Genomic DNA, 15,293 nt, shown 5'->3' on the forward strand with positions numbered 1-15,293 from the left:
AGTAAGGTGAAGGTGTTTATTGGCTATCTTCTATTTCAACCACTAAATCGTTCGATAGCGCTTCTAACGCATCTTGCAGTGCGTCCTGATCAAAGGATGCTGGAACGGCAATAACGGCCGTGGCTTTAAAAATCAGGCTTCCCCAGTTAGGTGCGCTTTCACAATGGGACGAAAAGCTAACAATGTTTAAGTTAAACTGATTCAGTATGCTGGTAAGTTCTTGCACAATTCCGGGTTTATCGTTGCCCATAACATCAACGGATAATTCGGTGAGCGTTTCGCTTTTTGATAAACTGGTCACCACGGTTTGTACTGTGACATCAGTAAGGCCGTCTAAGGCTGTGACTAACTTGTCTTTTTGGGCGTCGTCCACGTGAACTTCGACAAAGCCAGTGAACATGCCTGCCATATGTGCAAAGCTAGAACCTTGCCAATTGCCGTTATGCTGATAAATACATTTTGCTAATGCGTCAACGATACCGGGTTTGTCTTTACCTAAAATGCTGATTACCAGGGATTGCATAAAAACTCCTATTCACATCGTAAAGAAATGCATTTGCCAGTAGGGATAGAGGGTAATACCATGAGTCGGATTGATCTGGCGCTATAGCAGTACCCGAAACTTTCGCTTGCTATTAGCATAACAAAACTTACACTGCTCACCAGTGCAAATTTCGCCTGAATATTTAATAAATTAAGCATGACCTACGAAAGCGATAGTATAGATAAAAAACGCCAGCGCTATGATAAGTGGAGCCGTTATACTGTAACTGCATTCGGTGGTTTGGTGTTAATTACGCTGGTTGTGCTTATTTCTCACCTTTTAACGCAATCGCTGCCTCTCGCTTTATTGCCCAAAATTCAGTTAGAAAAGACCTACGGGCTGCCAGATAAACACCCAATAGTCGCAAATGGCGATATCTTTAGCGGCCAGCCAATGATTGTGAAAAATGGCCCTTGTCGTTTAGCGTTAATGAACGTAGACAACCGAGAAACTTTCTTAAGCCTACATAACTTTACGCGCCCTTGTGATCATGAATTAGCGGCTATTTCCTTAATGGGTGAGAATGCACTTGTTGATATTTCGAGTAGTGGTCAGGTACGTATCGTTTTCGCTAGAGGGTTAACGTATGGTTCTCGCATTCAAGGTGCTTCACGTTCAAATCAACAAGAGCAATCTGACAGACGCCTCGCTGCAACGTCGCCCTCTAGTGTGTCATTTTCTTTGCCAGTACAGGTATGGCAGAACCGTAAACGCTGGCATGTAGAACTTTCTTCTCGTTGGGCGGTGGCGAAGGTGGTAACCGACGAGGCCGTGTTTGTGCGCTGGGTGAACAGAAAAGACCCCACATTACGAATAGATAAACAATTTGAAGAAGCTCAGGATGTGGTGCTGCTTCCTGGGGCAGAGATGATGATTGTTGAGCAAAACAATGAACTAACCCTAATGTCCCTCAATGGACCACCACAGCCCCTAGGCGACGTGGGTGACTCGGGAACGAGTATACCCTTGTCTAAACGGGTATTTGCGCTCGAAAAAGATCGTACCTTTTTACTTGTTGAGGGTGAAACGAACAGTGAGAGCAGCGTGTCTCGCTGGGTACTGCAGCGTGACGAGAGAGGATTAACCTTCAAGAAAACCTATAGCATCGCGCTAGGCAAACAGGTGCGAGTGCTGGATGTGGGTGAGCACGCAAGTGGGAACGTTTTGGTCCTGTTAACTAATCAATCTAGCCTATTGTTTGTGAATCGTGTGTCGGGTGAAATAGTAAGCCAACAAAGTATTGCGCATCAGGTTAGTCACATTACCTGGTTTGGTGACCGCATTTTTGGCTACGATAATAATCAGCTATATATATGGCGAGCAGACCACTTAAGCGGAATCACCACGTGGCGCTCTTTATTCTCGCCTTTGCATTATGAGGGCTATTCTGAACCTGATACCGTTTGGCAAACCACCAGTGCCTCCGATTTTACGGAAGCTAAGTTTAGTTTAACTCCTCTCTTAATTGGCAGTATTAAAGCCTCGTTACTGGCACTTATTTTGGCTATTCCTTTAGCCATTGGCGCAGCCATTTATACGGCCTTTTTTGCCAAAAGCCGATTAAGGCATATTATAAAGCCAGCAGTAGAAATGCTAGAAGCGGTTCCCAGTGTCCTTATTGGTTTCATTGCTGCTATTTGGTTGTCGCCTAAAGCTGAGCAGTTTTTGTTTTCCTTTGCCTTTTTCCTCATGGTCGTGCCATTTGTTTTAGTGGCAATTGCACTTGTTCAGCGGGAAGTCGCCGGCTACCTTCCGAGTAAAATACGCCATGGCGCAGAGTTAGGCTTTGCCATTGTTGGGGTGTTTGTTCTTGGCTTTGTCAGTGTTGAGTGGGCGCCATTTTGGCTAGAGTCGCTGTTTGGATTAAATGGCTATGAAATACTCGCGGCTGAATCTGATAGCCCTATAGGAAAAACCACCATTGTTGTGGCCATTGCCCTTGGAGTGGCCATCTCACCCAGTATTTATTCGTTGGCTGAAGATGCCATCAGCGGTGTGCCAGATGAATTAAAGTTTGCTTCTTTTGCATTAGGGGCAACACGGCTACAAACGCTGATGTACGTGGTTTTGAAAGTGGCCTTTCCTGGCGTGGTGGCTGCCATTATGCTTGGTTTTGGTCGCGCATTTGGTGAAACCATGATTGTGTTAATGGTCACAGGCAACACCCCGATATCAAGTTGGGGCCTTATAGAAGGGTTACGTGCATTAACGGCAAATCTAGCCATCGAGCTGCCTGAAGCTGATGTGTCTTCTGCGCATTACCAAATACTATTTTTAACCGCCGCCATTTTGTTCGCCTTCACCTTTATAGTGAACACAGTAGCAGAGCTTGTTCGAAAGCGTATGAGGCTTAAGGGTTAATATGGCGAGCATTAAGCAACTGGGTTTGAATCCAGTACAGCGACAATCTTTAGTTATCAGTCTCACAGCCTTTTTTACCGGGTTACTGGTCATCGCACTCATTTCCGTGTTGGCGCTAATTTCGATTCGGGGCGGCGCTTATTTTTGGCCTCAGCCAATTTATGCGGTTTCTTATTCACAAGGCGGAATAACCCACAAAGTATTAGCTCAGCGATACTTAAGCGACGAGACTGAACGCGTTTTTCAACTCAATTATAGTGACTTTCACCACCCCTATGGAACGCAGGCTTTGGTGAAAGAAAGTGACATCGTTGCTGAGTCACTCGCCGTAGAAAGTGCTCAAATTAAGCTGACTGATGGACGTAACTTGTTGGCAACGCCTATGTTTCTTCGCACCCCGGCAGGAGACAAAGAATCGTTAGATGAGTATGCCGATGTAAAGCGCACGGTGAACCAAATAAATAATGAAATCTATCGTATCAGCAGTGAACAACTTGCTGATATTCACAATGCCCTAGCTGCACTCGATGCTAAAGACGTGGCACTAGATGCGCCAGCGCGAGAAAAATTGGTGGCGCAGTTTCATCGCGTTCAGGAAAAGGTTATTGAGCTCGAAGGGCAATTGTCTGAGTATTTACTCGCCCTGACTTTTTCAGGTAGCCAAACGCTATTTATTAAAGTGTCTGATATAGCCACTGTCACCTACGTGAGTCAGCTAAACTATGTTGAAAAATGGCAGGTGGTTGTTCAAAACCTCATTACCTTTTTAACAGAGTCCCCCAAGCAGGCTAATACCTCAGGTGGTGTGTTTCCGGCTCTCTTCGGCACTATTCTAATGGTGTTTTTAATGACCATAATAGTGACACCCTTTGGTGTGTTAGCGGCTATTTACTTAAGCGAATATGCACCAGATAACGGGTTTACGACTGCCATTCGAATCAGTGTCAGTAACATGGCTGGTGTACCTTCGATTGTTTATGGTGTGTTCGGTTTGGGCTTTTTCGTTTACTCAGTTGGTGGCAGCATTGATGCACTATTTTTTAGCGATTCATTGCCCGCACCAACCATGGGAACGCCAGGGGTTTTCTGGGCAGCACTCACCATGGCAATACTGACGTTGCCGGTGGTTATCGTGGCAACTGAAGAAGGACTGCGTCGCGTACCCGAAGGGTTAAAAGCAGGCAGTTATGCTTTAGGGGCAACAAAGATTGAGACCATCATGAAAACCATTTTGCCCATCGCTTCACCGGGAATAATGACAGGGGTTATATTGGCGATAGCGAGAGCAGCAGGAGAGGTTGCTCCTCTTATGTTAGTAGGCGCGGTGAAATTTGCCCCCAACTTACCCTTTGACGGCGAATTTCCGTATCTTCACCTCGATCGCCAATTTATGCATTTGGGCGTACTTATTTATGACGGTGCCTTTCATAGCCAAACAGACGCAAAAAGCGCGTCAATGATGTTTGCGGCATGCCTATTGTTACTGGTGGTAGTGTTTGTGTTAAATGTACTGGCCGTTATACTGCGTACGCGATTGCGCAAACGTTACTTACAGGGGTAATGGAATTTCATGCTGAAGTTGTTTGAACATAACACGCTAAATGTTGATGAGATAGACGAAGCCAGTACGGCAATTGATGTTAGGCAGTTTAATCTATGGTTTGGCGGTAAACAGGTACTGCATGACATATCTATGCGTATCCCGAAAAATAAAGTGACGGCACTGATTGGTCAAAGTGGCTGTGGTAAATCTACCTTGGTGAGTAGCTTTAACCGCTTAAATGACTTGTACAATGGGTGCAAATATTCTGGCGAAATTCTCATTGATGGTCGCAATATTAATAGTAAAAAAATAAACGTGTCTAGATTGCGCACCCGAGTGGGCATGGTTTTCCAGCGACCTAACCCGTTTCCCATGAGTATTTATGACAATGTATGTTATGGATTGCGACTACAAGGTGTGAAAACGCGACGCAAGCTAGACGATGCAGTGGAAAGTACGTTAAAAGAAGCCGCGCTATGGGAAGAGGTAAAAGACCGGTTATTTGAACCTGCGCACCTGCTCTCCGGAGGGCAACAACAGCGTTTAGTGATAGCGCGAGCATTAGCGCTAAAGCCCGATATTCTATTGTTGGACGAGCCCACATCAGCGCTAGACCCGCTCACCACCCTTTTTATTGAAGAGTTAATGGCTAGCCTCAAAAAGCGGTGTACCATCGTTATCGTGACTCACAATATGCAACAAGCCGCGCGGGTATCGGACTACACCGCGTTTTTTCATCAAGGACGACTCATTGAATATGCCGACAGCGATACACTCTTTACCATGCCAGAAAAAAAACAAACAGAAGACTATATTACCGGTCGTTATGGTTAATGGTTTTTACTGTAGGAGAATGCACCTATGCGTCAAGTAGCCCTGAATACCCACATTTCCGGCACCTTCAATATTGAGTTGGAAAACTTACGAAACTCAGTACTCACCATGGGGGGAGAAGTAGAGCAGCAATTGGTAGACACGTTAAAAGCGATAAAGCTCAATCATGCTTCATTAGCCGAAAAGGTGGTGCTAAACGACCTGAAGATTAATTCTATGGAAGTGCAGATTGATGAAGAGTGTCTACGTATTATTGCAAAGCGTCATCCTACCGCGAGCGACCTTCGCTTAATTATGACGATTTCAAAAGCCATTACAGATATAGAGAGAATGGGGGATGAAATAGAGCGTATAGCTAAACTGGTCACTCGGAACAAGCTACCAAGCTCAGACACAATCAAAACCAGTATGTTGCTCATTGGAGAGCGTGTCGCCGCTATGATGCGAGGTACTTTTGATGCATTTGCACGACAAGATGAAAGTGCGGCTCTTGCCGTATACGATCAAGATAACCGCATCGACAGTGAATATAAGCGTCTTTTAACCTACACCACATTGGAAATGGAAAAAACCACAGAAGACATGCAAGATTGGTTAGATGTGCTTTGGGCGCTTCGCTCCTTAGAACGTATTGGTGATAGGTGTAAAAATGTATGCGAATACGTGGTGTATTTAACCCGGGGCACAGATGTTCGACATATGCCTTTGGAAAACATGCAGCAAAAATTAGAAGATCTCTCGTAAGAGGGGAGTGAATTGTCACAAAACTGAAATAATTGTTCTAATAATCACCGTATCGCAAAATATCCATGTCAATTTATAATTTTTCGGTGATTTTCTCTATGGCTTCGCAGATGATTACGTTATTATGCGCCGCAGCCAAGAACAGATCGTGCAAAAAATACTCTAAACCTATGCGTAGACACAATTTGTCCTCAACTTCATCCTGTTGCCTTCATTGGCAAGAGTTGCTGCTATCTCGTGTAGTAGTGTCCAGCTTAAATCGCGTATAAGATCAGGAGCGATTATCCGTGGAATTTTTCGAAAGTTATGGCCTAATTCTCATACTGCTTGCCGCCGGTGTTGGTTTTGTAATGGCATGGGGTATTGGTGCAAATGACGTTGCCAATGCAATGGGAACGTCTGTAGGTTCAAAAGCATTAACTATTAAGCAAGCTATAATCATTGCGATGATCTTCGAGTTTGCCGGCGCTTATCTCGCTGGTGGTGAAGTGACATCAACTATTCGCAAAGGCATTATCGATCCCGATTATTTCTCTGCGGTGCCCGAATACCTAGTATTGGGCATGATTTCCTCCCTATTTGCGGCTGGCATTTGGCTAGCAGTAGCTTCATGGTTGGGTTGGCCGGTTTCTACCACACACTCAATCATTGGTGCCATTATTGGTTTCACTGCAACAGGCGTTAGTATGGATGCCGTGGCTTGGAACAAAGTCGGTGGCATCGTGGGAAGCTGGGTTGTTACCCCTGCCATATCAGGCATTATTGCCTACCTTATTTTTATGAGTGCACACAAACTCATTTTTCAAACCAGCTCCCCTTTTCAAAACGCGAAACGTTATGTGCCTTTCTATATGGCGCTAGCAGGGTTTGTCATGTCGCTGGTTACCATCAAGAAGGGTTTGAAGCACGTTGGTCTAGAAATTGGCTCGCCAAATGATTTTTTGTTAGCCATTGCCATTGCTATTGCGTTGGGCCTTTTTGGAAAGTGGTTTATCGGTAGAATGACATTCAGTGGCTCTGAAGATAAAGATTTACAGGCTGCCAATGTAGAGAAAGTGTTTGCCTTACTTATGGTGGTGACTGCCTGTTGTATGGCATTTGCGCATGGTTCTAATGATGTGGCTAATGCTATTGGTCCTCTTGCGGCAGTAGTGAGCGTTGTGAGTAGTGGCGGTGAAATAACCTCTAGTGCAAAACTAGCGCCGTGGATTTTGCCCTTAGGTGGCGTAGGGATAGTGCTAGGTTTAGCATTATTTGGTCATCGAGTTATTAAAACTATCGGGCAAGGTATTACGCATTTAACACCAAGTCGCGGTTTTGCCGCTGAACTAGCTGCCGCCACGACCGTGGTTATTGCTTCAGGCACCGGCTTACCTATATCAACCACACAAACATTGGTGGGTGCCGTATTAGGTGTTGGATTAGCGCGGGGCGTGTCAGCACTTAATTTAGGTATAGTCAGAAACATTGTGGTGTCGTGGATTGTTACCTTGCCAGCGGGTGCTTTGCTGTCCATTATCTTCTTCTACCTATTAAAGGCCGCATTTGGTGTTGCCTAGATGCCGCAGGCCTTGCCCATACAGATAATGGGTTAAAGCAAATAGAATATGCAGTACCAAAACTAAAACACCCCCTCAATGAGGGGGTGTTTTGATTTCGGGCGATAGAAAACTAGGCGGTTTAGTCGTTGGCATCCGCCAAGGTAATAGGCGAGGTAAATCCAGCCGGTTTGATACCTACCACGGCGCAGTTTAATTGATTCATGGTCTCTTCCGCCGTTCCTCCCATAATAAAGCCAGGCACGCCTAATCGCGCCACCGTTCCCATGACTATCACATCGGTATCTAGTGATTTCGTTGTGGCAGCAATTTCTCGTCTTGGATAACCGTGGACAATATGTTTTTGCGGTTTCAAATAATCCATGGTGTCTGGCGCGAGTTCGCCTTCTAACGCTTGCAATAGATCTTCAAGCGCTTGCTCGCGCTCGGCATGTATCTTTGCTAAATCGGTTTCCATCTGGTCGTTATCAACGGTGATAAAGCCATCGCGTACAATATTTTCCGGCACGGCATCAAACACGTGGACAATGTGCAATTGGGAAAATTCCAGCAATGATATTTGAATAGCGTGGCGAAGAATATCGGCATTCAGTTTTTTGCGAACCGAAATTTCATGTTTGGGGTAGTGATAATTTAAATCTAACGCCGCAACCACGTTTTTATATTGGCTTGTACATTTTTGGTGCAGCACCCAAACAGGACAAGGACATTTTCGCAATAAGCGCATATCTAAACTGCCAAACAAACGATCTAAAAAGCTCTCTTCAGCGCGTTTTATCACCAAGTCATATTGATATTGAATGACATTGGTAATGATGTCGATAAGCGGGCTTCCAATACTTACCTTGGTTTGTGTAGGGTATTTTTCTTCCCATTTTTCTGCCTGATTGCGCAGCCAGTCTTGTGCTTGGGTTTCCATTGATGATTGGGAATCTATATATGAGAAGGACTCCATCACCATATTGGCATTCGGGGGAAGCGACTCTAGCGAGAGCATAAGGGTGAGTGTGGCTTGATGGCTTTTGGCGATATGCACAGCTTGTGCGATAACATCATCTTGTCGATGGGTATCACTTAGCACACACAATATATTGCTATAATGGCCTTTCATGAATGCTCCTAGCAAGATAGTAAGGTAGGGTAAAACTCTAATAATATCCTAACCCTTGAACTGCGCCCTGACTACCGAAATTCAACAGAAACACGGGCGAAAGTTGCAATAAATCAAGCGCACAGTGAGAAATCTCTCTTTCTTTCGCGGAGGCCTTAAAACCGTAATAAAAGTGTGTTTACTAATAATCTTTATGTTAGATTAAGAATATCATTTTCAATCAGATTCTATACGTTATGAAATGGCCAAACTTAAAGCACCTTCACTATCTTGTTACCTTGTATCAGGAGCAGCATTTCCATCGTGCAGCCCAACGATGTAATGTCAGTCAGTCAACCTTAAGTACGGCAATTCAAAACCTCGAAGAGCATTTTGGCAGTCAGTTGCTCGAACGTGAACACAAAACCTTTGTGTTCACTTCTCTAGGGCTTGATATCGTTGAACGTAGTAAAGTGTTGCTACAAGAGGCTGGGGAACTGGTTGAGTATGCAAAAAATGCAGGCAACTGGGAACGGGGCACGTTAAAGTTAGGGGTTATTCCTACTATCGCGCCTTTCTTGTTTGAAGGTATGCTAAGTGCGTTTTCTACATCGCTTCCTGAGATTAATTTGGAAATGCAGGAAGACACAACCGAGAAACTGCTTCAGCAGCTCACCGACGGCAGATTAGATTTACTGATTTTAGCCTTGCCGATGGAAACGCCAGGGTGTAAGCAAATGGTGTTAGGCCATGATCCGTTTCATCTTATCGCCCATGAAGATGTGGCTTCTCAACTTCCTGATCCCGTAGATATCTCTAATTTACCTAAGAAAAGCATTTTCTTATTGCAACAAGAGCACTGTATGACCGGTCACGCCGTTAGCGCGTGTAACTTGCAGCACAGCGACCAAATTAGCAGTGTTGCCGCTAGCAGCCTTTATACGCTGGTGCAATTGGCTAACAGTAAAATGGGTTACACATTTTTACCCGAGCTTGCATTAAATCAGTCGATTATCAAAAATACCCAACTTAAAAGCTTTGCGGCGGAAGAGCAGGGGTATCGAGAAATAGGCCTAGTGTGGCGTTCAGGCACCACTCGGATGCAATTATTTCGACGTATTGGCGAGATCATTGCGCCTTTATTACCGGTTCCGACTTTAAAGTAGTTTTTAACGTCTTTTGTCCGTGATAGTCCATCGTAGATAATGTTGGAATGGGTTTTATTAGCCCTTGAGGGCTGCGTGGCCTAACGATGCTGCCCATTTAAGTTCGCGGCGAGAAAGGGCATTGGCCTGCGGGTTAATGCTGTGGAGGGCGCAATATGCACTGTCTGAAGGGAGCCTGTTATAGTGACAAAGGGCATAAAACAACAAACTGCATCTACTTAGCGTTGAATCGCAATGTAAATAGAGATGTGCGCCGTCTTTAAGTACGGTTGTTATTTCCCGCAAATATTGATGTAAAAAGGCTTCTTCAATCGATGCAGATATTGAGGTGGTCTCAAAAGGGACCCACATCCATTTTAGTCCCGACGTGAGACACTGATGTCTAATATCCGCGGCATTTTCATCGCGGGTTTGCACTGTGGCAATATGGCTAACTTTTGCTGACAATAATGGCGCCCAACTAGCGGTGTCTGGACGATTTCCAAAGCAAATTTTGCCGCCGTACAGTGAAAACCACGGAAATCTGCCATTGTCATCGGCAATGGCTTTAGGGTTAGAAGAAAGGTATTGCGATTGCGTTGTCATACTACGAAATAATAAATGGAAAAATAGTGGCAGGCACATCCGCCAATAACGAACAAATGCCAGATTGCATGGGTATATTTTACTTTCTTCGCCACGTAAAAGCACACGCCAATACTGAAGCACAAACCACCAGCAACTAACAACCATAATCCCGTGCCTGGCAACGCAACGTATAACGGATAAATAAGCCCCAAAGCAATCCAGCCCATGAGCAAATAGGTCATCACAGACACTTTAGGGAATCTGTGCTGCGCCACAAGTTTAAAGGCTACACCACCCACAGCAAGACACCAGATAATTGCGGTCATCGTAATGCCTAACGCACCACCAATAGACACTAAAAGTAATGGTGTGTAAGTCCCTGCTATCAATATGTAAATTGCACTGTGGTCGAAAAGTTTAAGCCAGCCCTTAGTTTTTTGGTGGCTAATCGCATGGTACAAGGTTGAACTTAAGAACATGAGAATAAGGGTAGAGCCGTAAATTGCCGCAACCGTAATAGTAAGCGCATCTTCAGCTCTAAAAAGCATAAATACTAAACCAACAATAGCCGCGACAAAGCCAACGCCGTGACTTATGCTATTAAGCCATTCTTCTATAACAGAATAGGCTTTAGTTGGAATTGAGGCCATAAACACTCCTTATGAAATCTGGCGTACACATGTACGCTCAATAGGTAATAATAGCAAACTCCCTAGAATAATGTGATGACAAAAAGGTGAAATAGTTTATTAAGCTTTACACCTTAAGTGACTTATTCATCTTCAATAGGCATAAAGCAGCCATGTAATTTATCAATTAACGTCGCCAGTTGGCTCGCTTCTTCTTTGCTCAGCCCATCAAGTTTACACAGCATTTGTACGGGGATGTCTCCGGCTTTCACTTTCGCCGTGTTGCCAAACGACGTGAGATGAACGTGCTTTACTCGTTTGTCAGCGTGGTCTTTTTCAATGGTGATGAACCCTTTTGCCTCCAGCTTTTTCAATATAAGTGACATGGCACCACCATCAATCATGGTCTTTTGTACCAAGGATGCCACTGTCACACCACTTGTTTCCCATAGCGCCATCAAGGTGACATATTGCGGATAGGTGATATCTAACGCTTTTAACAACGGGCGATAGGCCCGAGTGAAGGCATTAGACAAGGTGTAAAAGCGATGGCATAGCTGATTTTCTAATTTAAGGCGTTCAGTCATGGGTACTAACACGGAAGAAAAAGGTCTGAATAATATTTTGCATACAAATAACTTGATCTGCAAATAAAGATGGTGATATTTTTGTTTGCATGCAAACTAAATGATTGGAGAACAGCATGCATAAACTACAGCAAGTGATTTATACAGGTACAGCCACGGCAACCGGTGGACGTGAAGGTACCGCCACCTCTAGCGACGGCAACTTGTCGGTTACACTTTCAACGCCAAAAGCGTTGGGGGGAGCAGGAGGAGAGGGCACAAACCCAGAACAAATGTTCGCAGCTGGCTACTCTGCGTGCTTCATCGGCGCATTAAAGCATGTCGCGGCAGCCGATGGGGTTAAGCTAGACAATGATATTAAGGTGACTGGCGATGTGAGCATTGGGCCAATTGAAGTGGGGTTTGCCATTGCAGCGAAACTCAGCGTAGATTTAGGCAGCATGGATAAAGAGCAAGCTCGTAGCTTAGTGGAAAAAGCGCACCAGGTGTGCCCCTATTCAAATGCGACTCGCGGCAACATTGAAGTAGAAATTTCCCTAGTCTGACGGTTGTAGGCGTCGCTCTAGTGAGTGGCGCACTTATTATCTGAATTCGGATGCCGTTCACGTTATCTACATTGACTGAAAGCGATCTTAACCCTCTTTCACACGTAGCTGTATATAACCACTTTAGCCTAAGTGAGTTAGGCGAATCGGTGTCATTAATCACTGATTTAACATTTTATGGTACGTGATGAAGGAGTTTTTATGTACACACAAAAGCTACATGCCGGCGCTAAATTTCCTGACATTAAGGCAACATTAACGTCAGGAGAGGAAGTATCGCTAAGCAGTAAGCGTGAAGAATGCGATTGGAAAATGGTCGTGGTCTATCGCGGTAAGCATTGCCCAATTTGCACAAAATATTTAAACGCGCTAGAGGACTTTAAAGGGCGTTTATTGGAACAAAATATAGACTTAATTGCCGTCAGTGCAGACAGTAAGTCTCAGTTAGACGCCCACTTAGACGACCTTTCTATTAGTTTCCCTATCGCTTATGGGTTAACTGAAGACGATATGAAAGCGCTCGGTTTATATATCTCTGAGCCGCGATCAGAAAAAGAGACCGATCATAATTTCGCTGAACCTGCATTGTTCATCATCAATGGTGAAGGACGTATTCAAATTTGTGAAATTGCCAATGCACCATTCGTTCGTCCAGACCTTGAACAACTCGTGTCGGGTTTAGCATTTATTCGCGACCCAGAAAATAGCTATCCTGTTCGCGGAACGCGCGCTTACTAATACCCGTAAAACTATGACGTGTAGCCTGGCGGTTTATGCGTCATAGCCTGTTTACGTGGATAACCGAATTGCAGCGACATGAGCTTCAAAATCTCCCATCCTTTGCTCAGGAAGTGCCAGTGTCATAGTGACGCAATGCGCATAGTTGCAAGACTGAATTTTACCCTGGAATTGTTGGGTTAAATGCCGAACAAACTGTTCGTGTTTGAAGTCTACATTTAGACTTAATTCATGCAGGCTAACTTCTTGTTTGGTTTCGAGTTGTTCCATTACTTGCTGAGCAGCCGCAGAATAGGCGCGTACAAGGCCGCCAGCCCCTAGCTTAATGCCCCCGAAATAGCGGGTAACAACAACCATCACATCGCCCACGTTTTTATGCTGTAAAACATTGAGAATAGGTTTACCCGCGGTACCGCTAGGCTCGCCATCATCGGCCATAGCAAGTGAACGAGGTTGATCGGGAGACCCAATTAAATATGCCCAACAATGATGGCGGGCGTCTGGGTATTTTATTTTTATTTCAGCAAGTTGCTCCATGGCTGCCTCTCTACTATCAGCAAAAGTGGCAAAGGCGATAAACTTACTTTTTTTAATTTCGTACAGGATTTCATGCTGTACTGCAGGCACAGGATACGTCATTCGAGAAGTATATCTTCCATTAGCCGCTGTGGCTAATGGAAGATATGAGTGAGTTTGTCCGGTAGGCGTGACATTACCCTTAGACGGTATAGAGGTCGCTTTAGCGCCGCCTATTGCTACCGCAGAATACCCGAGACAGTTTCTGAGACGTTCACCGCACCTTTTTGAATCTCATCCATGACCGATTGAACTTGAGTAATTTGCTGGCTGTTCAAATCAACGTTATCTTTAACGGCGGCCATTTTCTTGGTGGACTTGTCGGCGAGTTTGCGGTTTTCTGCTACCACCGTTTCAATTTCTACGGTGGAGTCGCTGGTGCGCTGCGCAAGTTGTCTAACTTCATCGGCAACAACGGCGAAGCCGCGACCTTGTTCACCAGCCCGTGCAGCTTCAATTGCAGCGTTAAGCGCCAGTAAGTTGGTTTGGTCTGCAATGCCACTGATGGTGGTTACAATGGTTTCAATTTTTAGTGATTGTTCGCTTAACTCATGCATGAGCAAGTTGGTTTGATCAACTTCATCGAGGGTTGTTTGAAATACGTCAATACTACGATGTAGTGAGGAAGCGCCTTCTGCGGCGATTTGCGAGGTTTCTTCCGCCGTGGATACGGCTAATTCGGCTGCCTGAGAAATGTTGTGTTTTTCAGTGACTTGGTCAGTAACGTTAGAGGCAAACTTAATCACTTTAATGACTTTGCCTGACGCATCAAAAACAGGATTGTAGGTAGCTTCTAACCACAAAGGGTTACTGTTCGCATCAACGCGCTCAAAGGTGCCTGACGAGAAGTTACCTTGTGCCAGTGACTCCCAAAACGTCGGGTTTTCCTGGTAGAATTTATCCTTACAAAACATCCTGTGATGCTTGCCTTGGATTTCACTTAAATTGTATTTAACGGTAGCCGTAAAGTTTTCATTTGCGGTTATAATGGTGCCATCAGGCTCAAACTCGATAACTGCCATCGATTTATCTAGAGAATCAGAAACCGCTTTCCCTTCGTAATAAGCACGCTGCTGTTCGGTGACATCGTGGTAAACAGCGTGAACTTCTGTGCCGTTGGCAACCTTTACGGAGACGTAACTAGCCGTTAACCATAAGGTGGTACCCGTTGCCGATTTACGGGCTACTGTGTCGCTTACACTTTCACCGTTAAGTAATGATTGCCAGAAGTAGTTGTATTGGCTGTCTGTTTGTACAGCCTCAACGCGCAATTGACGGTGGCTAAATGCAGGCGGAGATCCTTTAGGGTAACCTAAGGTTGCCATAAGGCTGTCAGAAGCATAGGTGCAATTTCCTGAACCGTCATAAATGGCATAGGCTAAATTGTTCTTCAACGCATCCAGCGTTACTAAGAGATTGGTGTTCTCGTCCGTGAGAGAAGCTATGTCGTTAGTATATCTTGAACTTGTTACAAACATATCAACTCCGGCAAGCGAATAATTACTGATTAAGTGTTTTTTAAGTTTTTATAAAAATTATATTGAATATAGTAAGCAAAGTTTTTCGAAAAAGCGCTTAGACAATATATCTATTTTTACTGCACTCACGTGACAATTTGGTGTAAGAGGGCATGAAAAACTCGTCGAAAGAATAATGTTTTTTTGTAAACTTAAAAGGTTTTCTCACTTTGATTATTTTCCATAAATGTGTGCTTCTTTTCATAGATACTGACGATTCGGTCTTTTTCTGTCTTATGCGCTGTTGATGCATACCTCATTCATATTAGAATGAGCCCAATTCATTTTTATTT

At 44.5% G+C, this 15,293-nt stretch carries 14 protein-coding genes and 2 pseudogenes; 8 read left to right on the forward strand and 8 right to left on the reverse strand.

Going from position 1 to position 15,293, the window contains the following annotated elements:
• Positions 1–16: 16 nt before the first annotated feature.
• On the reverse strand, positions 17–523 hold the full coding sequence (locus tag EP13_RS03995) for a glycine cleavage system protein R (RefSeq protein WP_044056133.1): 507 nt from the start codon (positions 521–523) through the stop codon (positions 17–19).
• A 177-nt stretch (positions 524–700) separates the two neighbouring features.
• Here EP13_RS03995 and EP13_RS04000 point away from each other — a divergent pair, with 177 nt between their 5' ends.
• The 5 genes from EP13_RS04000 to EP13_RS04020 all read left to right on the forward strand — a co-directional run bounded on the left by EP13_RS04000 (position 701) and on the right by EP13_RS04020 (position 7,585).
• Complete coding sequence (locus tag EP13_RS04000) at positions 701–2,905, forward strand: ABC transporter permease subunit (protein ID WP_044056134.1); 2,205 nt, start codon at positions 701–703, stop codon at positions 2,903–2,905.
• 1 nt (position 2,906) lies between these two features.
• Complete coding sequence (pstA, locus tag EP13_RS04005) at positions 2,907–4,466, forward strand: phosphate ABC transporter permease PstA (RefSeq protein WP_052364277.1); 1,560 nt, start codon at positions 2,907–2,909, stop codon at positions 4,464–4,466.
• A 9-nt stretch (positions 4,467–4,475) separates the two neighbouring features.
• A complete protein-coding gene (gene pstB / locus EP13_RS04010; RefSeq protein ID WP_044056135.1) occupies positions 4,476–5,282 on the forward strand; it encodes a phosphate ABC transporter ATP-binding protein PstB in 807 nt (268 codons plus the stop codon).
• 27 nt (positions 5,283–5,309) lie between these two features.
• The gene (phoU, locus tag EP13_RS04015; protein WP_044056136.1) at positions 5,310–6,026 is read left to right on the forward strand and encodes a phosphate signaling complex protein PhoU; all 717 of its coding nucleotides are present in this window, start codon (positions 5,310–5,312) and stop codon (positions 6,024–6,026) included.
• Between the two features lie 287 nt (positions 6,027–6,313).
• On the forward strand, positions 6,314–7,585 hold the full coding sequence (locus EP13_RS04020; protein ID WP_044056137.1) for an inorganic phosphate transporter: 1,272 nt from the start codon (positions 6,314–6,316) through the stop codon (positions 7,583–7,585).
• 121 nt (positions 7,586–7,706) lie between these two features.
• Here the strand turns inward: EP13_RS04020 and EP13_RS04025 are convergent, their stop codons facing one another.
• Positions 7,707–8,696, reverse strand: a complete 990-nt coding sequence (locus EP13_RS04025) for a universal stress protein (RefSeq protein WP_044056138.1) — start codon at positions 8,694–8,696, stop codon at positions 7,707–7,709.
• A 236-nt stretch (positions 8,697–8,932) separates the two neighbouring features.
• On the opposite strand from EP13_RS04025, the gene EP13_RS04030 reads away from it, so the two are divergent.
• Entirely contained in the window at positions 8,933–9,841 is a 909-nt protein-coding gene (locus tag EP13_RS04030) for a hydrogen peroxide-inducible genes activator (protein ID WP_044056140.1), read from the forward strand.
• Positions 9,842–9,898: 57 nt separating this feature from the next.
• Here the strand turns inward: EP13_RS04030 and EP13_RS04035 are convergent, their stop codons facing one another.
• The 3 genes from EP13_RS04035 to EP13_RS04045 all read right to left on the reverse strand — a co-directional run bounded on the left by EP13_RS04035 (position 9,899) and on the right by EP13_RS04045 (position 11,624).
• Positions 9,899–10,426 (reverse strand): hypothetical protein, encoded by a 528-nt coding sequence (locus EP13_RS04035; RefSeq protein WP_231497920.1) that lies wholly within the window; start codon positions 10,424–10,426, stop codon positions 9,899–9,901.
• Positions 10,423–11,058 carry a PAQR family membrane homeostasis protein TrhA gene (gene trhA, locus EP13_RS04040; RefSeq protein WP_044056141.1) on the reverse strand — a complete coding sequence of 212 codons (636 nt, stop codon included), beginning with the start codon at positions 11,056–11,058 and terminating at the stop codon, positions 10,423–10,425. Before trhA ends, EP13_RS04035 begins: the two co-directional genes overlap by 4 nt.
• Positions 11,059–11,180: 122 nt before the next feature.
• The gene (locus EP13_RS04045) at positions 11,181–11,624 is read right to left on the reverse strand and encodes a MarR family winged helix-turn-helix transcriptional regulator (RefSeq protein ID WP_044056142.1); all 444 of its coding nucleotides are present in this window, start codon (positions 11,622–11,624) and stop codon (positions 11,181–11,183) included.
• Between the two features lie 116 nt (positions 11,625–11,740).
• Between EP13_RS04045 and EP13_RS04050 the strand changes: the two genes are divergently transcribed.
• Both EP13_RS04050 and EP13_RS04055 read left to right on the forward strand, forming a co-directional pair.
• Positions 11,741–12,169: an organic hydroperoxide resistance protein gene (locus EP13_RS04050; protein WP_044056143.1), complete on the forward strand. Its 429-nt coding sequence runs from the start codon at positions 11,741–11,743 to the stop codon at positions 12,167–12,169.
• Between the two features lie 201 nt (positions 12,170–12,370).
• Positions 12,371–12,907, forward strand: coding sequence for a peroxiredoxin family protein (locus EP13_RS04055; RefSeq protein ID WP_044056144.1), 537 nt, complete (start codon positions 12,371–12,373; stop codon positions 12,905–12,907).
• Positions 12,908–12,958: 51 nt separating this feature from the next.
• Here EP13_RS04055 and EP13_RS04060 read toward each other — a convergent pair whose 3' ends face one another.
• From EP13_RS04060 to EP13_RS19410, 3 genes and pseudogenes are all read right to left on the reverse strand, one after another.
• Entirely contained in the window at positions 12,959–13,546 is a 588-nt protein-coding gene (locus tag EP13_RS04060; RefSeq protein WP_044056145.1) for a YigZ family protein, read from the reverse strand.
• Positions 13,547–13,662: 116 nt separating this feature from the next.
• Positions 13,663–14,019: pseudogene (locus EP13_RS19405) on the reverse strand (methyl-accepting chemotaxis protein); the annotation flags it as partial.
• A 177-nt stretch (positions 14,020–14,196) separates the two neighbouring features.
• Positions 14,197–14,961: pseudogene (locus EP13_RS19410) on the reverse strand (PAS domain-containing protein); the annotation flags it as partial.
• Between the last annotated feature and the right edge of the window lie 332 nt (positions 14,962–15,293).

Source organism: Alteromonas australica (genome assembly GCF_000730385.1).
Classification (GTDB): Bacteria; Pseudomonadota; Gammaproteobacteria; order Enterobacterales; family Alteromonadaceae; genus Alteromonas; species Alteromonas australica.